The organism is Mesorhizobium sp. M4A.F.Ca.ET.022.05.2.1 (genome assembly GCF_003998845.1).
GTDB lineage: Bacteria > Pseudomonadota > Alphaproteobacteria > Rhizobiales > Rhizobiaceae > Mesorhizobium.
Genome location: NZ_RZOJ01000081.1, coordinates 1 through 19,119, shown reverse-complemented (window position 1 = coordinate 19,119; position 19,119 = coordinate 1). Strand labels below are relative to the sequence as shown.

The window sequence follows — 19,119 nt, the reverse complement described above, 5'->3', positions numbered from 1 at the left end:
CGTCTTGGGCTCGATCGCCGCCGTCAGCGCCCAATGCCGCAGCCGCTCCGCCTCGGCGGCGGAAAACTTCAGTCTTCCGGCAAGCGTCTTCAGCCGCGCCGCATCAGGCGGCACCATGGCTTCCAGCCTAAGCAGCGGGTCGGCTGTCCAGCCCAGGTCCCTCTCGGTCCGGATCAGCCCATGGATGGCGTCGATGCCCCATTTCTCGCTTTCCGGCAGAACGCTGGTAAGCACGCCGGCCTGACGCATCCATAAAAGAGCGCGTGACGGGTCCGGCGCCGACAGGAGCTTCTTCAGTTCGGACCAGATGCGCTCCGCCGAGAGCTGGCCGAGCCCGTCCTTCAGCCGCGCGCAGGCCTTCAACCCTTCGGCGTCGGGTCGTCCGTCGCCATACCAGGCGAAGAAACGGAAAAAGCGCAGGATGCGCAGGTAATCCTCGCGGATGCGCGCTTCCGCATCGCCGATGAAGCGCAGCCGGCGCGCCGCAATGTCGGCGATGCCGCCGACCAGGTCGACGACGTTTCCGTCAGCTTCGGCATAAAGCGCGTTGATGGTGAAATCGCGCCGCTCGGCGTCGAGCTTCCAGTCGCGCCCGAACGACACCTTGGCCCGCCGCCCGTCGGTCTCGATATCGGCGCGCAGCGTGGTGACCTCATAGGCCTTGCCGCCGGCGATCGCCGTGACGGTGCCATGCTCGATGCCGGTCGGCACCGTCTTGAAGCCGGCCGCCTCGGCGCGGCGGATGGTTTCCTCGGGCAGCGTTGTCGCGGCGATATCGATGTCGGCGACCGGCTGGCCAAGCAGCGTGTTGCGAACGGCGCCGCCGGCGACGCGCGCCTGCTCATCGCCACCCGAAAGCGCTGCCAGCAGACGCTGCAGATGCTTCTCGTTCAGCCAGTCTGCCCTGCCGGCGAGCGATACCGGAGCACTCAAGCGTAGAGCCTTTCGTAGAGGGTGCGGATGATGCCGGCGGTGACGCCCCAGATGCGCTGGCCGCCATAGGGCATGTCATAGAAGAACCATTCGAGGTCGTCCCACATGCGGCTGTCCCTGGCGTGGTTGGCCGGGTCCATCAGGAACCGCAGCGGCACCTCGAAAGCGGCGTCGACCTCGTCGGCATTGAGCGTCAAGGAGAAGCCTGGCCGAACCACCGCCAACACCGGCGCGATGCGGTAGCCGCTGCCGGAAACATAGTCAGGCATGCGGCCGATGATCTCGACATGATCGCGCTCGAGGCCGATCTCCTCGAACGTCTCGCGCAATGCGGCCGCTTCCGGATTGGGATCGGTTGGATCGATCGTTCCGCCTGGAAAGGCCACCTGGCCGGAATGGCTGCGCAGCTTCTCCGCCCGCTTGGTCAGAAGCATCGTCGCCTCGGCGCCGTGATCGACGACCGGGATCAGCACGGCGGCATCGCGCAGTGGCTTTGCGTGCTTCAGCCTGGGATGGCCTGGATTGAAGCGATGATCGCCATAGTCGTCGCCGGCATGTGCGTCTGCCTGAGCGGCGACGCGCTGGCGAAAATCCACGGTCGAGAACGGTGCCGGCGTCACCTGGTCCATCACGCGCTCAGCCGTTTCAGCTTCTCGGCGGGCATGATCGGATAGACCTCGCCCCTGGAGCGCACGGCAAACATCGTCCTGCCGTCGATGTCGATCTCCTCGCCATGCTCGACCAACTCGTACATCACCGGCCGCGCCACGAGCGCCTCCAGCCGGCCGCGCACCAGCACATAGGGTTTCAGGCCGCCGGTCGCCTCCTCGTCGACGAAGCGCAGGGCGTGGCCCGGCCCGGCCTCGACGACATCGCCGACATTGGTGCGGAAGGTGATGACTTGGTCGTCGCCGGCGCCGGACACATCCATCTCGACGGCGACGAAGGGGGCGTCGACGACGCGTATCCCCACCCTCTCCACCGGGGTCACCAGATAGGTCTTACCGTCCGCGTCCTTGCGCAGCACGGTGGAGAAAAGCTGCACCAGCGGCATGCGCCCGATCGGCGTGCCCAGATAGAACCAGGTGCCGTCGGCCCTGATCTCCATGTCGAGGTCGCCGCAGAAGTCCGGATTCCAGCGCTCCACCGGCGCCGGCCCCTTGCCGGCGCGGGTCGAGCGCGAGATCAGCGCCTCCAGCCCGCGCGCCTCGGTGGCGCTGGTGAGGCTCTGTTCACGATGTTCTGTGAGCTCCGTCATGGTCACGAAATAGTCACTGTTGTTCCGCTTGTCAGCCTAAGTCTGTGATTTAAGTTCAAATGCAGGCGCCAGGCGAGGCCGAATCGCGGCATTCTGCGGCACAGACAGTGCAAGCCGGTATTTCCAGCACAAGGATCGAAACGGCATGAGCGTGATGATCAAGGAAAGCCCGATCAGCGAAAAGGACATGATCGCCGAGGCCGAGAAGGCGCTGGCGGACATCTCGAAAGTCCGCAACGGCGTCGGCCGTGTCATCTTCGGCCAGGATGCGGTCGTCGAGCGCACGCTGGTGGCGCTGCTCGCTGGCGGTCATGCGCTGCTGGTCGGCGTGCCTGGCCTCGCCAAGACCAAGCTGGTCGAGACCTTGGGCGTCGTTCTCGGCCTCGATTCCCGCCGCGTCCAGTTCACCCCCGACCTGATGCCTTCCGACATCCTCGGCTCCGAGGTGATGGAGCAGGACGAGTTCGGCAAGCGCTCCTTCCGCTTCATCTCCGGCCCGATCTTCGCCCAGCTGCTGATGGCCGACGAGATCAACCGCGCCTCGCCGCGGACCCAGTCGGCGCTGCTGCAGGCAATGCAGGAATACCACGTCACCATCGCTGGCGTGCGTCACGACCTTCCCTCGCCCTTCCACGTGCTGGCGACGCAGAACCCGCTTGAGCAGGAAGGCACCTATCCCCTGCCCGAGGCGCAGCTGGACCGCTTCCTGATGCAGGTCGACATCCTCTATCCGGAAATCGAGGCCGAGCGCCGCATCCTGCTCGAAACCACTGGCGTCGAGGACGCCAAGGCCGAGAATGTGCTGCAGCCGGCGCGGCTCAAGGAGATCCAGGCGCTGATCCGCCGCATGCCGGTGCCGGAAAGCGTGGTCGAGGCGATCCTCAAGCTGGTGCGTTCGGCCCGCCCCGGCCAGGGCCACGCCGAGACCGACAAGCTAGTCGCCTGGGGTCCCGGGCCGCGCGCCAGCCAGGCGCTGACGCTTTGCGCCCGAGCCCGCGCGCTCTATGATGGACGTCTTGCGCCGTCGGTCGACGATATCAGGGCGCTCGCCGAGCCGGTGCTGCAACATCGCATGGCGCTGACCTTCGCCGCCCGCGCCGAGGGCACATCTGTGCGTGACGTGGTGGCGAAACTGGCAAAAGGCATCTGATGGCACGAATAGGCGAGGTCCAGGCACCGGTTGCGACGCGCGATGCGCTCGCCCGTGGCCGGTTGCGGGCCTCGCTGGTGCCGGACCTGCTGGTCGAGGCGCGTCGCATCGTCAACACCGTGATCGCCGGCTGGCATGGCCGCCGCAAGCGCGGCATCGGCGAGAATTTCTGGCAGTTCCGACCCTATGTCGAAGGCGATTCCTCGCGCATCGACTGGCGCCGCTCGGCCCGCGACGATCACACCTATGTGCGCGACCGCGAATGGGAGGCCGCCCACACGGTGTGGCTGTGGGCCGATCCCTCGCCGTCGATGCTCTACAAATCGGCCGGCGCCAGCGTTTCCAAGGAATCGCGCGCGCTCGTCCTGGCGCTGGCCATGGCCGAGCTTCTGTCGCGCAGCGGCGAGCGCATCGCCTGGCCGGGCCTGACCGATCCGTTCACCGCCCGCAACGGCGCCGAGCGCATCGCCGCCCAGCTCGGCCATGCCGGCGCGCTGCCGGCAAAGCCCGACCTCTCCGGCATCCGCCGCTTTTCCGACGTCGTCCTCGTCGGCGACTTCCTCGATCCGGTCGAGGAGACCATGGCCTGGCTCGACGTGCTCGCCCGCCACGGCGTGCGCGCCCACCTGATCGAGGTCGCCGATCCGGCCGAGGAGACCTTTCCCTATGCCGGGCGCACCGAGTTCACCGATCCCGAGACCGGCGACAAGCTGACCGCCGGTCGCGCCGAGATGTTCGGCGATGAGTATCGCCTGCTTTACAATGCCCGCCGCCAGGAACTGGCCGGCTGGTGCAGGCGGCTGGGCTGGAGCTTCACCGTCAATCACACCGACCGCCTCGCCTCGGAAGCGCTGGTGCGCATCCACATGGCTTTGACCGCCGAAGGCAGTCATGCAGGGTTGACCATGGGTCATACCGGGTTGACCGCAAGTCATAGCGGGCTGACCGTCCATAGTCGTCATGCCGGAAAGATCGGCGCATGAGCTGGCTGCCGCTTTCCTTCGGTGCGCCCATGGTGCTCTGGGGCCTGCTGGCGCTGCCGGTGATCTGGTGGCTTCTGCGGCTCACCCCGCCGAAGCCGCAGACGGAAGTGTTTCCGCCGCTGAAGATCCTGGCCCGCGTCCTGAAGCGCGAGGAGACGCCACAGCAGAGCCCATGGTGGCTGACGCTGCTGAGATTGCTGATGGCGGCCCTCATCGTCGTCGCACTTGCCGAACCGGTCTTCAATCCGCGTGAAAAACTGCCGGCAGAGGGCTCGGCCCTGGCATTGGTCATCGACAATGACTGGGCAAGTGCCGCCGACTGGGGCAAGCGCGTCGCCACGGCCGAACGGCTGATCGCCGACGCCGGCTCGAACGGCGTGCCCGTCATCATCGCCTTCACCGCCGAAAAACCCAACGCCGAGATCGGCCCCTTCGACGCCGCTACCGCGCTCGACCGGCTGCGCGCGGCCAAGCCGCGGCCGATCCCGACCGACCGTCCCGCCGTCTATGCCCGCGTCGCGGCAAGCCTGGAGAGCCATCCCGGCGCCAGCGTTGCCGTGCTCGCCGACGGGCTCGCCGGGCAAGGCGACGAAGCCGCCTTCAACACGCTTTTGTCGAGCAACGCCGCGCGCCTGGTCTGGGCCACGTCCGACCGGATTTCGCTGACCGGCCTGACCGGCGCCGACAACCAGGTCGACGGTTTCGCGCTGACCGCCATACGCGCGCCGGGCGATCCGGCGCCCGCGCAGGTCACCGCGGGCGCCTTCGATGACAAGGGCCGCCGCATCGCCGATGCGACGCTGACCTTTTCGCCGGGCGAGTCCATGGCCACCGGCACCATGGCCGTGCCGTTCGAGCTGCGCAACGACTTCGCCTCGATCGCGCTCGACGGCGAACATCAGGCCGGCGCCGTGCGGGTGCTGGACGAAAGCTCCAAGCGCCGCCGCGTCGGGCTTTTGTCGCAGTCAGAGGCCGACCAGGCGCAGCCGCTCTTGTCGCCGCTCTACTACATCCGTCGTGCGTTGCAGCCCTTTGCCGATCTCGTCGAGCCATCGAGCGTCGACCTCGCCGACGCCATCCCGCAATTGCTTGACCAGAAGCCGGCGATGATCGTCATGGCCGATGTCGGCACCATTCCCGAGCAGGTCCGGCCTAAGCTGGTCGACTGGGTCGACAAGGGCGGCACGCTGGTGCGTTTCGCCGGCTCGCGGCTGGCCGCCGCCGGCAATGACGACGACCTTTTGCCGGTCAGGCTGCGCAGCGGCGAACGCGCGCTAGGTGGCGCGCTGTCCTGGACGACGCCGCAGCCCGTGACCGAATTCCCGAAGAATGGCGCCTTCGCCGATCTTGCACCACCGACCGAGGTGACCGTCACCCGGCAGGTGCTGGCCGAACCGACGCCCGACATTGTCGAGCGCACCTGGGCGACGCTGGCTGACGGCACGCCGCTGGTGACCGGGCTGAAGAAGGGCAAGGGCACGCTGGTGCTGTTCCACGTCACGCCCGAGGCGACATGGTCGAACCTGCCGATCTCGGGCAGTTTCGTCGAGATGCTGAGGCGCATCGTGCAACTGTCGCGCAACCAGGGTGCCGCGGTCGCCAATGCCGAAGCCGCCGCCACCTCGCTGGCCCCCTATCGCATGATCGCCGCAGACGGCATGCTCGTGCCGCCGACCCCGGACGCTCGCCCGCTGGTGCCAGGTCCCGGTCCACTGCCGGTGACGATCGAAAACCCGCCGGGCCTTTACGGCTCCGAGACCGGTGTGTTCGCCCACAATCTGCTCGATGCAGCCAGCACCTTTGCGCCGCTGGCCAGGCCCAACGTCTCGCTGCCGGTGACCACCATCCAGTACGCTTTTGACGAGTCGCGCAACCTAAAGGGCGCCCTCGTCGCCGCGGCGCTGGTGCTCATGGTGCTCGATACGCTGGCGGTGTTCTGGATGGGCGGCCTGCTATCGCGCCGGCCGCGCCGCGCCGCCGCGACAACGGCGGCCGCCTTGCTTATCGGGCTTGGCGCGCTGCTCGGCCATGCCGATCGCGCACGCGCCGACGACGCCAAGCCCGGCGACACCCAGGCGATCGAGGACATCTCGAAAACCCGCATAGCCTATGTGCTCACCGGCGAGCCCGGCGTTGATTCAATCAGCCGCGCCGGACTGGAAGGCCTGACCCGCTTCCTGATCGAGAAGACCGCGCTGGAGCCCGGCGCGCCGGCCGGCGTCGACATTGCCAAGGACGAATTGTCCTTCTACCCGCTGATCTACTGGCCGATCGACCCGGCCGCCCCGATGCCGAGCGAAGCCTCGATCGCCCGCATCGACGCTTACATGCAGCAGGGCGGAACGGTGCTGTTCGACACCCGCGACCAGTTCGCCAACGGCATCGGCGCGAACTCGACCAGCCCGGCGACGGAACGGCTGCGCGACATCCTCGGCAATCTCAACGTGCCGCCGCTGGAGCCGGTGCCGTCGGACCACGTGCTGACCAAATCCTTTTTCATTCTTCCGGAGTTCCCCGGGCGGTTCAACGGCAGCCCGCTGTGGGTCGAGGCCTCGCTCGACGCCAGCAACGCCGAGAACCGTCCGGTGCGCGTCGGCGACGGCGTCTCGCCGATCCTGATCACCGCCAATGACTTCGCCGGCGCCTGGGCTGTGGACGAGAATGGCGACCCCTTGCTGCCCACAGTGCCGGCGGATCCGATGCAGCGGATCTATGCGCTGCGCGCCGGCGTCAACATCATGATGTATATGCTGACCGGCAACTACAAATCCGATCAGGTGCACGTGCCTGTCCTGCTCGAACGGCTGGGGCAGTAAAGCCATGAACTGGTCGATCTCCTTCGAACCGCTTCTGGCCTGGCCGTGGCTTGCTGCAGTGCTGGCGCCGCTGGCGTTGCTGGCGTTGCTGGCGCTGGTCGGCCTGTGGTTCCGTCAGCGCGGCTCGGTCCTGCGCTTCACCGCCTTGCTGGCGCTCGGCGCCGCGCTGCTCAACCCGGTGTTCCTCGATGAGGAGCGCGATGCCCTGAAGAGCGTTGTCGCCATCATTGTCGACCGCAGCCAGAGCCAGGACATCGGCGAACGCACCAAACAGACCGATGAGGCCTTGGCCGGGCTACAGCAGCGCCTTGCCCGCTTCAAGCAGTTCGACGTGCGCGTGGTCGAGGCCGGCAAGTCCGATGCCGCCGAGGAGCGTACCGATACCAGGCTGTTCAGCGCGCTCGAAGGCGCCTTCCGCGACGTGCCGCCATCGCGCATCGGCGGCGCCGTCATGATCACCGACGGCGAGGTGCATGACGCGCCCGCCGGCGCGCCTGACTTCAATGCGCCGCTGCACGCGCTCATCACCGGCAATGATCACGAGAAGGACCGCCGCATACGCTTCGAGAACGCACCGCGCTTCGGCCTCGTCGGCAAGCCGCTCGACATGACCTACCGTGTCATCGCCACCGGTGATCAGTCCGGCCAGGTCGACGTCCGCGTTTCGATCAACGGTGAGCAGGTCTCCGTCGAGCGCGCCACGATCGGCCAGACGATGCCGCTGCAGGTCACCATTCCCAATGCCGGCCGCAACATCGTCGAGGTCGCCATTGACCACCAGCCGGACGAACTGACCGACGCCAACAACCGCGCCATCGCGCTGGTCGATGGAATCCGCGAGAATCTGCGCGTGTTGCTCGTCTCCGGCGAGCCGCATGCCGGCGAGCGCACCTGGCGCAACCTGTTGAAGTCGGACGCCTCGGTCGATCTCGTCCATTTCACGATTTTGCGGCCGCCGGAAAAGCAGGACGGCACGCCGATCAACGAACTGTCGCTGATCGCCTTTCCGACGCGCGAATTGTTCGTCGAGAAGATCAAGGATTTCGACCTGATCATCTTCGACCGCTACCAGCACCGTGACGTGCTGCCGATCCTCTATTACGACTACATCTCCGAATATGTCGAAAAGGGCGGCGCACTGCTGATCGCCGCCGGCCCCGAATATTCCGGCGAGAGTTCTATCGCCCGCACGCCGCTGATGTCGGCGCTGCCGGCGATGCCGAGCGGCGAGGTCGTCGACAAGGCCTTCTACCCGCGCCTCACCGATCTCGGCCAGCGCCACCCGGTGACGCGAGGGCTCGACGGATCCAACAGCGAGCCGCCGCACTGGAGCCGCTGGTTCCGCACCATCGGCGTCAAGAACCCCGAAGGCGAAGTGGTGATGAAGGGCGCCGACAATCTGCCGCTCCTCCTGCTCGACCGCAAGGGCGAAGGCCGCGTCGGCATGCTCTTATCCGACCAGGGCTGGCTGTGGGCGCGCGGCTTCGAGGGCGGCGGCCCGCATGTCCAGCTCTACCGCCGCATCGCCCACTGGCTGATGAAGGAGCCGGAGCTCGAGGAGGAGCGGCTGACCGCCGACGGACGCGGCATGGTGCTCGAGATCCGCCGCCAGACGATGAGCGACGATCCGGGTCCTGCCCAGGTCATCACGCCGTCCGGCAAGGCGCTGATCGTCAAGCTGGAAAGATCCGAGCCCGGCATCTTCCTCGGCAGCGTCGAGACCAAGGAGATCGGCCTCTACCAGGTCGGCAATGGCGACCTGACGGCGCTTGCCCATGTCGGGCCGATCAACGCGCCGGAATTCGCCGACGTCATCTCCACCAAGGACCGGCTGAACGCGCCGGTCGAGGCGACCGGCGGCAGCGTGCGCCGGCTGGCCGCCTCCTCCGCGCTCGGAGGCATCACCGGCGGCGTGACGCTGCCTTCGATCGTTCCGGTCCGCTCCTCGGGCGTCGCATCCGGCGCCGACTGGATCGGGCTGCGCACCACCGACGACAGCGTGCTTAAGGCGGTTTCCCGCGTGCCGTTGTTCGGCGGTTTCCTAGGTCTTGGCCTGCTGCTCCTGGCGATGGGCTCGATGTGGTACCGCGAAGGGCGGTAGCCTTTTCCTTCTCCCCGTTTCACGGGGAGAAGGTGCCCGAAGGGCGGATGAGGGGCAGCGCCGATGCTTGCGATCAGAACTCGGCGCTTGCCCTACCCCTCACCCTGCTCAGCCGGCAAGCCGGCCTCGCTTTCCCTCTCCCCGTAAACGGGGCGAGGGAGAGGCCCTACTCCTCCGGCTCCGTCGTAAACAGCAGCGGATAGCCCTTCGCCTTGCCGGCGTCCGTCGCTCGCGTCGCCATGGTTTCTGCGACATCCTTGGTGAAGACGGCGACGACGCAGACGCCGCGCCGGTGCGCGGTGATCATCACCCGTTGCGCCTGGTCCTCGCTCAGCCTGAACTCGGCCTTCAGCACCGTCACCACGAATTCGCGCGGCGTGAAGTCGTCGTTGATCAGGATGACCTTGTAGAGTTTCGGCCGCTCGGTCCGCAGCTTCGTTCTGGTGCGTGGCTTGGTGACGGTTTCTGGCATCGGAAACCCGGCGACTGCGAGCAAGGCTCTTACTTTGTCATGCGAGCGCGCGACCGTCCATTTCCGGCGACGGCGCGGCCATTCACGAATCTATGTGGGAGCTATCGTGCGCCGTTCAACGGCCGTGGCGGCCGGCGATGCGGCCGACCGACGGGCCGTCCGCCCGGCGTTCCATGAACGCGGCGACCGCCCAGGCTGCCAACGCAATCAGGGTCGTGGCCGTCAGCACGATCAGCAGCCAGGTCTGCAGCGGCGTGATGTAGTCCCAGTTGGTGGAAATCTCGGGCGCGAACAACGAAGGCTCGGTCCGCCCGCTGGCCGGGTCCGGCACCGGGCTCGCGGTGAACAGGATCAGCATCCTTGCCAGGCCGGTAACGACCAGGCCGCCAAGCGCAATTGAACGCATAATGGACGAAAGCCGCTTCTTCATGCGGATTGTCCTACGGGGTCGGCATTGCGACCAGGTTAAGGATCGCCGTTTGTGGGACCAGTTTCAGCGCGCCGGACCGGGTGCGATCCTGTTGCCGGCTCGGCGGCGCCAGTCGAGCCAAGGCCGCTCCAGCCGATACCCGGCTGAAGCGGCCTTGATGCAAGAGCAGGTTTGCGGATCAGGACTTCTTCGCCGGAGCCTTGTTGGCCTTCTTGACCGGGCACTTGTGCATCTTGGTCACCTTGCAGACCTTCTTGGCGGCAACCTTCGTCGGAGCGGCCTTGGCGGGCGCGGTCGCCGGAGCGGTCGTCGTAGCAGCCGGAGCAGCGGTCGTGGTCGCGGCGGCATTGCCGAGAGCCGGCATCGAGAAGGCCAGAGCAACACCGAGGCCGAGGGCGGAGAGGAGGGACTTTTTCATGGCTTCACTTCCTTTTTTCATGCGGGTCGGAATTCGAGCGTCACTGAACCGGGTCGATCGGTGTCACTCCAAGCAGCTTCAAAGCGTTCGCGAGCATCCGGATTCCCTGCGCCTGCTTCTTGTTGGCGCAGAACCGGTTTCCCTTTCTCTGAAGTGCCTTCGCCGCGGTGACCTGCGTTGCCGCGGCATGGGTTTCGAGGGCTTCGTCAACTTGACGGCTTAGATCGCTGCACCGCTCGGCCCGGGTGATCGGCGTCACCTTTGCATTGGAGGCCGCGACCGCTGCCGTGACGAGCGAAATGCTAAGCAACGCACCCATCAAGCTGATCGTGAACCTCTGCATCGGTCTTGTCCGTTACTCCCGAGACTAGCGTCGCAGCCGGTGATCTGACCGCCACGACATCGGTTATGCCCTTGAAATTTTTCAGGAGTTTTTCCGGACTGTAGAATTTTGTTTCTGGATTGTTTCTGGTGAATCCAGCCTCGCGAAGCATCGTCGCCACTGGCCAAGATATGGCCGGAATTCTATCGTGTGGGTGATATCGGAAATGACCGCCAGGCCACCAGAATGACAGGGATCCCGTGAAATCCGACGCACACATACTGATCGTCGACGACGACAAGGGCATACGCGACCTGCTTCAGGAGTTCTTCCAGAAGCGCGGCCTGCATACCACGGTCGCCGCCGACGGCACTGAGATGGAGGCGATCCTTCGCCGCGCGCAGGTCGACCTCATTGTCCTCGACGTGATGCTGCCTGGAAAAAGCGGGCTCGAGCTCTGCCGCGAGCTCCGCGCCAACTACACGACGCCGATCATCATGCTGACGGCCGTCACCGAGACGACCGACCGGGTCGTCGGGCTTGAGATGGGCGCCGACGACTATGTGCCGAAGCCGTTCGATCCGCGCGAGCTGCTCGCCCGCATCCGCGCGGTGCTAAGGCGCAACGGCGCCGCCGAGCCGCGCCGGCCGGCCGCCAAGCAGATCTTTCATTTCGCCGGCTGGACGATGGACTGCTCGCGCCGACGGCTGACGGCGCCCGGCGACGTCAGGGTCGAGCTGACAATGGCCGAATTCAACCTCCTGCAGACCTTCGTCAAGAGCGCGCAGCGCGTGCTGACCCGCGACCAGCTGATCGAGCTGTCGGGCGGCGACACCGGCTACAGTTTCGACCGCAGCGTCGACATCCTGGTCAGCCGGCTGCGACGCAAGATGGAAGACGATCCGAAGACGCCGAAACTGATCCTTACCGTGCGCAGCGGCGGCTATCAGTTCTTGCCCGAGACGACCACCGAATGAGACGCTTCCTGCCGCAGACATTGCCTGTCTGGGTGCTGCTCATCGTCATTGCCGGCCTGCTGATCAGCCAGGTCGCGACGCTCTACATCGTCTCGCGCGACCGCGCCGCCGCCAATGACGTGGTCGATCTCTACCGGCTGAACGACCGCGCCTTCTCGCTGGTGCAGCTGATGCATGATGCCACGCCCGAGGAACGCAAGGCGACCGCGTCGGGCCTGTTCAACGCCACCTATGCGCTCACTGTTTCGGATACGCCCGCAGTCACCTCCTCGATCGCCGGCGACGACGAGCTCGCCGAGCTGGAGGACATCCTCGTTGGCCGCCTGTCGAAATTCGGCATCACCGACGCGCGCGTCCGGCGCGATCCAGCGTCGCGCGAGGCCGACGCCCCCGGCGGCACGGTTCCCAACAAGGACGTCGGCCAGGTCGAGCGCGACCTTCTGGTGCTGGCGGCGGACTTTGCCCAGAGCGACAAGCTGACGGCGTCGCTGCGCTTCGCCGACGGCCAGTGGCTGAACTTCACCGAACCGAACACCCCGGTCGGGCCGATCCTCAGCTTCGACAGCCTGCCACTCTATTCGCTGATTGCCGGGCTGGTGGTCGCGATGTCGATCTGGTCGCTGCGCCGGCTGACCGCGCCCTACCGGATGATGGAAACGGCGGTGAACCGTATCGGAAACGACCTGAAGAGCCCACCGATCTCCGAAACCGGCAGTCGCGAGATCCGCGCCGCCGCCAAGGCGGTCAACGCCATGCAGGGCAGGCTGCGCGACTATGTCGAGGACCGCGAGCATCTTGCGGCGGCCCTCGCTCACGATCTGCGCACGCCGTTGACCAGGATGCGGCTGCGCCTCGAACTGCTGCGCAAATCGCCGGCGCGCGAAGCGCTCGCCCACGACCTTGCCGACATCGAGAGCATAGCAAGCTCGGTCATCGACTTCGCCAAGTTCGAAGTGACCGAGGAAAAGGCCGAACGCATCGATTTCTGGTCACTGGTGGAATCGATCGCCGACGGTTTCGAGGAGGTTTCGTTCGACAATGACGGCAATCGGCCACGGGGCCTGATCTGTGTCGCCCGGCCGGTGGCGCTGAAACGCTGCGTCACCAACCTGGTCCAGAACGCCGTGATCTATGGCAAGAAGGCGCATCTCAGCCTGGAGCGGTCAGAGCACACGGTCACGCTCGCCATCCGCGACGAAGGGCCAGGCATCCCGCAGGCCCAGCTCGACGCGGTGTTCGGCTCATTTGTCCGCATCGAGCAGTCGCGCAACCGCCAGACCGGCGGCCTTGGCCTTGGCCTGACCATTGCCCGCAACATCGCGCGCGCCGCCGGTGGCGAAATCAGCCTCTCCAACAATCCCGAAGGCGGCCTGCTGACACAGTTGCGACTGCCGCTGGCAGGTTGAGTCAGGAAGTGGGCGGCCAGATCGGCGGCGGGACTGGATCACTCACGCCATCCTTGTGATAGTGCGGCCCGCTCCAGCATGAGGAAAACCACACCCATGTTCTACGCCATCCTGGCCTACCACGTCGAACAAACCGTCCAGTCCTGGACGCCCGAAGAGGATGCGGCGCTGATGGACAACCTGCTCGAGATCAACGACAGGCTGACGCGCGAGGGCAAGCTTGGCCCAGCGGCAAGGCTGGGCGCGACCGCCGACGCCGTCACGCTGCGCGGTCCGGGTGACGGCATGGTGATCGACGGTCCCTTTGCCGAGACAAAGGAACAATTGCTGGGGCTTTACGTGCTCGATTGCACCAGCCAGGACGAGGCGATTGCCACGGCGCGCGACCTCAAGCGCGTCAATCCCACCGCTGTCTACGAGATCCGGCCGGTCATGCTTTATCTGCCTGGCGCGCCGCTTCCCGGCAGCGCGGGATGAGAAGAGCCTGCAAGGCAATCCAGAAGTGCGCCTGGGCAAGGGTCACCGCAGCGGACTGCACCCGGCGATGCGGCCGCGGGCCACGACATCAGCGGGAGCTTCATCGGCCGGATAGCCGAAGTCCTTCAGTTCAGACATCGAGAGACCGGCCAAAGCCCTGCGTTGCATCGAATCCTGATACCGGCGCCGAAGCCCGGCGAAGACAGTCGCGACACGGGCAGCGAGCTTGCCGGCAAAACGGGAGGTCGGCTGGATGGTCCTGAGGCTGATGTAGGTCATTGTAATTCTCCCTCGTTCGAACTCACTAGGGCAATGTCCCGCCGGCGCGCTTTGCTAATGTTCATGCAGGCGTGAAACCGCAGGAAAAACCACGGATGGAAGCGCTAAATCGTCGTTAAGTCGACGGCGGGACGTGATATTCTATCCGAGGCTGTTTCTCGGGGGTCGGGGTGCACATCTTGGCGACATCGAGGTTGCTTCTGCAGGAGGGCAACCTTTGCATTTCGCGACGCGCAAGACGTCGCTGCTGTTTGCCGCGCTCGTTTTGGCTGGCCCCAAAGGCCTTCGCCGCGAGAGGGTGGCGGCGATGCTGTGGGCCGGCAGCGGCGAGCAGCAGGCGCGAAATAGCCTGCGCCAGGCCCTGGTCGACATCAGGCGGCTGTTTCCGTCCACCGGCGACGAGGCCATTCGCCTGGAAGGCAATGCCGACACCATCTGGCTGGCGGCGAATGCCGATGAAGCCGACATCTGGATTTTTGACCAGAAGATCCAGGCCGATGACGGTGAAAGTCTCGCGACTGCGGCCGACTTCTACCGGGGCGACCTGCTCGACGGGGTGTCATTGCCGCATGAGATCGACGAATGGCTTGCGCCGTTTCGGGCGAACTACACCCGCAAGGCGCTGGACCTGGCCGAGCGGCTGAGCCTCTTGCCGGAACTGGGTTCGCGCCAGGAACAGGCCTGTGAAAGCCTTGCCGAAAGGCTGGTGAGTCTCGACCCATGCGCCGAGCAGGCCCACCGCGCCCTGATCCGCATCTTCCGCCGCCGTGGCAGGACCAATGACGCCTTCCGCCAGTTCCTGGCCTGCAAGGAAGCGTTGAAGCGCGAGCTCAGCGTCGAGCCCGAAGAGGCAACGCGGGCGCTGGTCGAACGCATCGAAGCGCCGCCGGAGCATCTGAAGGAACCCATAGCCGAAGGCGGCCTGCCTACCCGCCCGGAAGCGAAGGCGGAGCCGCTGCGCCCTACCGTTTCCATGCCGGAAAAGCCGTCGATCGCGGTCCTCCCGTTCCAGAACATGAGCGGCGACGCCGAGCAGGATTATTTCACCGACGGCGTGGTTGAGGAGATCACGACCGCGCTATCGCATGTGAGCTGGCTGTTCGTGATCGCGCGGAATTCCGCCTTCGCCTACAAGGGTCACGCGGTCGACGTCACGCGCGTAGCGCGGGAACTCGGTGTGCGCTACGTGCTGGAGGGCAGCGTCCGCAAGGCCGGCAGTCGGCTGCGCGTGGCCGGCCAACTCATCGAGGCGGCGTCGGGGGTGAATCTCTGGGCCGACCGCTTCGAAGGCGGTGTCTCGGAGGTGTTCGAACTGCAAGACCTCGTCGCCTCCAGTGTCATCGGTGCGATCTCGCCCAGGCTCGAACAGGCCGAGATGGCGCGTGCCAAGCGCAAACCCACCGAAAGTCTCGACGCTTACGATCACTATCTGCGCGGCATGGCGAGCCTTTACCGCTGGACGAGGGAGGGGCTGGAGGCGGCGCTGCCGCAGTTCTACAAGGCCATCGAGCTCGACCCCGATTTTGCGGCCGCTGAGGGCGCTGCCGCCTGGTGCTATTTCTGGCGGATGGCGAATGGCTGGATGACTGACCCGCAGAAGGAGACCGCCGAGGTCTCCCGGCTGGCCGGCAACGTCGCCATTGCCGGCCAGGATGACGCGGTGGCGCTGGCCTTCAGCGGCCTGGCGCTGGGCTATGTCATCGGTGACTACGAGGCCGGCTCGGCACTGGCCGACCGCGCGCTCGTGCTGAACCCGAACTGCGCGGCCGCCTGGAGCGCCAGCGGTTGCCTCAAGGCCTGCCACGACGATCCGGACATCGCCATCGAGCACCTGTCGCGGGCAAGACGGCTAAGCCCGCTCGATCCACTGACCTTCTTTATGCAGTGCTTCACCGCATTCGCCCATTTCACGGCCGGCCGCTACGACGCCGCCTGGCCAATCGCCGAGGCGGCCTCCCGCGCGCAGCCATATTATCTCACCGGCCTGCGCGTCGCCGCCGCCAGCAATGCAATGGCGGGCAGGTTGGATGCCGCGAGCAAGCATATCGCGGGCTCGCTGCGGCTCGATCCCGAACTGACGCTTTCCAACCTCAAACACAGGGTGGGGCTGATCAAGCCGGACTATTTCGCCAGATATGTCGAAGCGCTGCGGCTGGCAGGCCTGCCCGAATGACAGATCCTGGCCGTGCTCTCTTCCATCCGGCGAGCTTCCCTCTTGCGGCCTGGGCCTGTTTCGGCGCCGAGGCATTCGGCCGCTAGGCCACCATCGTAGGTTCCGGCAGCGCCGCGTCCGCAACCGTCAGGAATCGCGTCAGCAGCGCGGCGCATTTTTGCGCATGGGTCGCAATGAGGAAGTGGCCGGCGCCGTCGACGATCGCGCCACGCGCATCCGGCAGGGCCTGTTCCAGCAGATCGGTCATCGCGACCATCGCCGGATTGGCGAACTCGCCTCTGACGAGAAGAACCGGAATGTCGAGCGCGCGGTAGTCCTCGACCGATGCGCCGAAGCCGAAGTCCGTCAGCCAGTCGATCGCATTGGTCGCCGCTGTCTTGCGGCAATAGTCGCGAACGGCCTCGGGCATCGTCGCAAAAGTGCCTGGACCGCCCCAGAAGTCGATGATCATGGCCGCCGCATCGGCTTCGCCGGCATCGACCGAGGCGCTGAATTCCCGGCTCAGCTCCAGAACCGCGTCGTAGAGATTTCGCCGAGACTGTCGGTCGAGGAGTGCGAGGGGATTCGCCTCGAAAAGCGACAGGCTCGCCACATCGATTGAGTTGGCCAGGGCAGCGGCAAGGGCGACCGTTCCGCCGAAGGAATGTCCGACCAGATGCACGGGTTCGCCAGCGCGGCGTGCTGCATGCTCGATGATCCGAAGCTCGTGCCGCATGCCGAAATCATCGCGCCCGCGGGTCTCGGCGGTCGCGCCGTAGCCGCAGAGGCTGGTGCCAATCATGCGATAGCCGGGCGCAAGCCATTTCTGCATCGGCCGCCAGGCCGCATGGGTGCTGAACGACCCCGGAACGAACAGCACCGGCGGCCCCGAGCCAGCTTCCACATAGTCTATCGAGGGCATGTTTGCTCTCCCGCTGGCGGCATTCGCGCCGCAAGTTCCGCGCCGATACGCAAGGTTTCCGCGACCAGCAGTTCGAGGTCCTCGCGGCGCGTCCGGTGGTTGGTGATCGCCACCCTAAGGCAGTGCTGCCCATGCACTGTGGTGTCGGAGAGGACCGCGATGCCCTCTTCCTGCAGCCGCAGCATGATCTCGGTGTTGAGCGCCTTCAGCCGCTCGCCGGACAGGCCGCCGCCGCGATGGCGGAAGCAGACGATGTTGATGGTGACCGGCACCGTCAGTTCGAGCGCCGGTTCTGCCTCGATCAGGCCGGCGAGATAGCGACCTTGAGCGATGTTCTGGTCGATCAGGCGGCCAAATTTCTCCACGCCGTGCTCCTTCAGCGCCATCCACACCTTGAGCGCGCGGAAGCCGCGCGACGTCTGCAGGCCGTAATCATGCAGCCATTGCCCCGAGGCAAGGCCGCGCGGCGCCGATTCCAGATATTCCGGCGTGACGGCGAAGGTGCCGCGGTGCGCCTCGGCGTCGCGAACCAGCGCGCAGCCGGCCTCGAACGGAGCATGCAGCCATTTGTGCGGATCGAGCGCGATCGAATGCGCCTGCTCGATGCCGGCGACGAGCGAGGCGTTCCCGGGCGCAATGGCAATCAGCGCGCCGATGCAGCCGTCGACGTGGAACCAGAGGTCCTCCTCAGCCGCCAGCGCCGCCAGCGCCTGCAGATCGTCGATCGCGCCGGTGTTGACCGTGCCGGCCGTGCCGATGACGCAGGCCGGCTTGAAGCCGGCGGCGCGATCCTCGGATATCGCCGCCCGCAGCGCTGCGAGATCGATGCGCAGCCCGGCATCCGTCGGGATCCGGCGCAGCGCGCGATTGCCGAGGCCGAGCGCTTCCATCGCCTTGCGATGGCAGGAATGGACTTGGTCCGAGGCGTAGAAGCGCAGCGGCATCGGAATGGCGGCAACGCCATGCTCGCGCACGTCGATACCGGCCTTGATGTTGCGCGCCACGGTGAGCCCGATGATGTTGGCCATCGAGCCGCCGCTGACGAGCGTGCCGCTGGCCGAGGCCGGAAAGCCCACCATCTCCTTGCACCAGTCGACCACCTGGCTGTCCATCAGTCCGGCGGCATGGTTGCCGCCGCCGAGATTGGAGCCCTGGATTGCCGCCAGGAAATCGCCGAGCGCGCCGGTGAAGTTGCTGGACCCCATGTACCATGCCCAGAAGCGCGGATGGACGTTACCCATCGGATAGGCCATGACGTTGCGGGCGACATCGCCGTAGACGTCGGCAAGCGGCGATGGCGTGCGCGGCAAGGGCGCCGTGAAGAAGGTCCGCACCTCGGCCGGCATCTCCTGCCATACCGGGCGCTCGCGGACATCGCGCAGATAGCCCATGGCATCGTCCATGATACGGTGCGAAAGGGCCTTCACATCGGCCCAGTCCGGCGGATCGAGCGTTTCGTCCGCGGTCATGCTTGTTGACGCTTCCCCCAAACTGTCCATTTGCCCCTCTCTCACATCTTGTGGCGCCGCCATCGAGGGCGGCGGCGCCACGGGTCTGTCGTCAGGCGTCGAACTGGCAGCTAGGCGTCGAACGCGACAGCGCCATCTCCTCGGCGTCCATCTCGGTCTCGATGCCATCGAACAGCGGCGTCGACATATAGCGCTCGCCGGTGTCGGGCAGCATGCACAGGATCACCGAGCCGGCGGGAGCCGTGCCGGCGATCTGGCGCGCCACGGCAAAGGTGGCGCCTCCGGAAATGCCGGTGAAGATGCCCTCCTGCTGCGCCAGCGCCTTCGCCCATTTGATGCCTTCCGGACCGGGGATCGGCACCACTTGGTCATAGAAGCGCTTGTCGATTGCTTCCTGCAGCACATTGGGGATGAAGTCCGGCGTCCAGCCCTGGATCGGATGCGGCTCAAAGGCCGGATGGCTGGCATCCGGCGCCCCGCCGGCGCCGCGCTGCTGCGCCTTGCCGCTGCCAATAAGCTGGGCGTTGGCGGGCTCGGCGAGCACGATTCTGACA

At 66.1% G+C, this 19,119-nt stretch carries 19 protein-coding genes; 8 read left to right on the top strand and 11 right to left on the bottom strand.

Annotated features, from left to right (window positions below):
* The 3 genes from EN745_RS12075 to EN745_RS12065 all read right to left on the bottom strand — a co-directional run.
* On the bottom strand, nucleotides 1–933 hold a 933-nt coding region (locus EN745_RS12075), incomplete at its 3' end, for a CCA tRNA nucleotidyltransferase (RefSeq protein ID WP_145992013.1).
* On the bottom strand, nucleotides 930–1,562 hold the full coding sequence (locus EN745_RS12070; RefSeq protein WP_127421340.1) for a CoA pyrophosphatase: 633 nt from the start codon (nucleotides 1,560–1,562) through the stop codon (nucleotides 930–932). The genes EN745_RS12070 and EN745_RS12075, both read right to left, overlap by 4 nt.
* Complete coding sequence (locus EN745_RS12065; RefSeq protein WP_126058657.1) at nucleotides 1,562–2,191, bottom strand: DUF1285 domain-containing protein; 630 nt, start codon at nucleotides 2,189–2,191, stop codon at nucleotides 1,562–1,564. The genes EN745_RS12070 and EN745_RS12065 overlap by 1 nt, the downstream gene beginning before the upstream one ends.
* Nucleotides 2,192–2,336: 145 nt before the next feature.
* Here EN745_RS12065 and EN745_RS12060 point away from each other — a divergent pair, with 145 nt between their 5' ends.
* Genes EN745_RS12060 through EN745_RS12045 form a run of 4 tightly spaced genes read left to right on the top strand, consistent with a single transcriptional unit; the run spans nucleotide 2,337 to nucleotide 9,241 of the window.
* A complete protein-coding gene (locus tag EN745_RS12060) occupies nucleotides 2,337–3,341 on the top strand; it encodes a MoxR family ATPase (RefSeq protein WP_127421339.1) in 1,005 nt (334 codons plus the stop codon).
* Nucleotides 3,341–4,324 carry a DUF58 domain-containing protein gene (locus EN745_RS12055; protein ID WP_127421338.1) on the top strand — a complete coding sequence of 328 codons (984 nt, stop codon included), beginning with the start codon at nucleotides 3,341–3,343 and terminating at the stop codon, nucleotides 4,322–4,324. Before EN745_RS12060 ends, EN745_RS12055 begins: the two co-directional genes overlap by 1 nt.
* Entirely contained in the window at nucleotides 4,321–7,140 is a 2,820-nt protein-coding gene (locus tag EN745_RS12050; protein WP_127421337.1) for a DUF4159 domain-containing protein, read from the top strand. The genes EN745_RS12055 and EN745_RS12050 overlap by 4 nt, the downstream gene beginning before the upstream one ends.
* Nucleotides 7,141–7,144: 4 nt before the next feature.
* Nucleotides 7,145–9,241 (top strand): hypothetical protein, encoded by a 2,097-nt coding sequence (locus tag EN745_RS12045; RefSeq protein WP_127421336.1) that lies wholly within the window; start codon nucleotides 7,145–7,147, stop codon nucleotides 9,239–9,241.
* A 166-nt stretch (nucleotides 9,242–9,407) separates the two neighbouring features.
* Here EN745_RS12045 and clpS read toward each other — a convergent pair whose 3' ends face one another.
* From clpS to EN745_RS12025, 4 genes are all read right to left on the bottom strand, one after another.
* Nucleotides 9,408–9,713 carry an ATP-dependent Clp protease adapter ClpS gene (clpS, locus tag EN745_RS12040; protein ID WP_127421343.1) on the bottom strand — a complete coding sequence of 102 codons (306 nt, stop codon included), beginning with the start codon at nucleotides 9,711–9,713 and terminating at the stop codon, nucleotides 9,408–9,410.
* 115 nt (nucleotides 9,714–9,828) lie between these two features.
* Nucleotides 9,829–10,143, bottom strand: a complete 315-nt coding sequence (locus EN745_RS12035) for a hypothetical protein (protein ID WP_127421335.1) — start codon at nucleotides 10,141–10,143, stop codon at nucleotides 9,829–9,831.
* Between the two features lie 178 nt (nucleotides 10,144–10,321).
* Nucleotides 10,322–10,561 carry a hypothetical protein gene (locus EN745_RS12030; protein WP_127421334.1) on the bottom strand — a complete coding sequence of 80 codons (240 nt, stop codon included), beginning with the start codon at nucleotides 10,559–10,561 and terminating at the stop codon, nucleotides 10,322–10,324.
* Nucleotides 10,562–10,601: 40 nt separating this feature from the next.
* The gene (locus EN745_RS12025) at nucleotides 10,602–10,904 is read right to left on the bottom strand and encodes a hypothetical protein (RefSeq protein ID WP_126058650.1); all 303 of its coding nucleotides are present in this window, start codon (nucleotides 10,902–10,904) and stop codon (nucleotides 10,602–10,604) included.
* 239 nt (nucleotides 10,905–11,143) lie between these two features.
* Between EN745_RS12025 and EN745_RS12020 the strand changes: the two genes are divergently transcribed.
* The 3 genes from EN745_RS12020 to EN745_RS12010 all read left to right on the top strand — a co-directional run bounded on the left by EN745_RS12020 (nucleotide 11,144) and on the right by EN745_RS12010 (nucleotide 13,743).
* A complete protein-coding gene (locus EN745_RS12020) occupies nucleotides 11,144–11,860 on the top strand; it encodes a response regulator transcription factor (RefSeq protein ID WP_126058649.1) in 717 nt (238 codons plus the stop codon).
* A complete protein-coding gene (locus EN745_RS12015; protein WP_126058648.1) occupies nucleotides 11,857–13,266 on the top strand; it encodes an ATP-binding protein in 1,410 nt (469 codons plus the stop codon). Before EN745_RS12020 ends, EN745_RS12015 begins: the two co-directional genes overlap by 4 nt.
* A gap of 96 nt (nucleotides 13,267–13,362) precedes the next feature.
* Nucleotides 13,363–13,743, top strand: a complete 381-nt coding sequence (locus EN745_RS12010; RefSeq protein WP_126058647.1) for a YciI family protein — start codon at nucleotides 13,363–13,365, stop codon at nucleotides 13,741–13,743.
* Nucleotides 13,744–13,785: 42 nt separating this feature from the next.
* Here EN745_RS12010 and EN745_RS12005 read toward each other — a convergent pair whose 3' ends face one another.
* The gene (locus EN745_RS12005; protein WP_126058646.1) at nucleotides 13,786–14,022 is read right to left on the bottom strand and encodes a hypothetical protein; all 237 of its coding nucleotides are present in this window, start codon (nucleotides 14,020–14,022) and stop codon (nucleotides 13,786–13,788) included.
* A 217-nt stretch (nucleotides 14,023–14,239) separates the two neighbouring features.
* Here EN745_RS12005 and EN745_RS12000 point away from each other — a divergent pair, with 217 nt between their 5' ends.
* On the top strand, nucleotides 14,240–16,195 hold the full coding sequence (locus EN745_RS12000; protein ID WP_245455411.1) for a BTAD domain-containing putative transcriptional regulator: 1,956 nt from the start codon (nucleotides 14,240–14,242) through the stop codon (nucleotides 16,193–16,195).
* An 82-nt stretch (nucleotides 16,196–16,277) separates the two neighbouring features.
* On the opposite strand, the gene EN745_RS11995 is transcribed toward EN745_RS12000, so the two are convergent.
* The 3 genes from EN745_RS11995 to EN745_RS11985 form a co-directional block, all read right to left on the bottom strand.
* Nucleotides 16,278–17,096, bottom strand: a complete 819-nt coding sequence (locus EN745_RS11995) for an alpha/beta hydrolase (RefSeq protein WP_127405499.1) — start codon at nucleotides 17,094–17,096, stop codon at nucleotides 16,278–16,280.
* Entirely contained in the window at nucleotides 17,084–18,595 is a 1,512-nt protein-coding gene (locus EN745_RS11990) for a pyridoxal-dependent decarboxylase (RefSeq protein WP_127405500.1), read from the bottom strand. Before EN745_RS11990 ends, EN745_RS11995 begins: the two co-directional genes overlap by 13 nt.
* Before the next feature lie 61 nt (nucleotides 18,596–18,656).
* A partial coding sequence (locus EN745_RS11985) for a pyridoxal-phosphate dependent enzyme (RefSeq protein WP_348630957.1) occupies nucleotides 18,657–19,119 on the bottom strand: 463 nt, incomplete at its 5' end.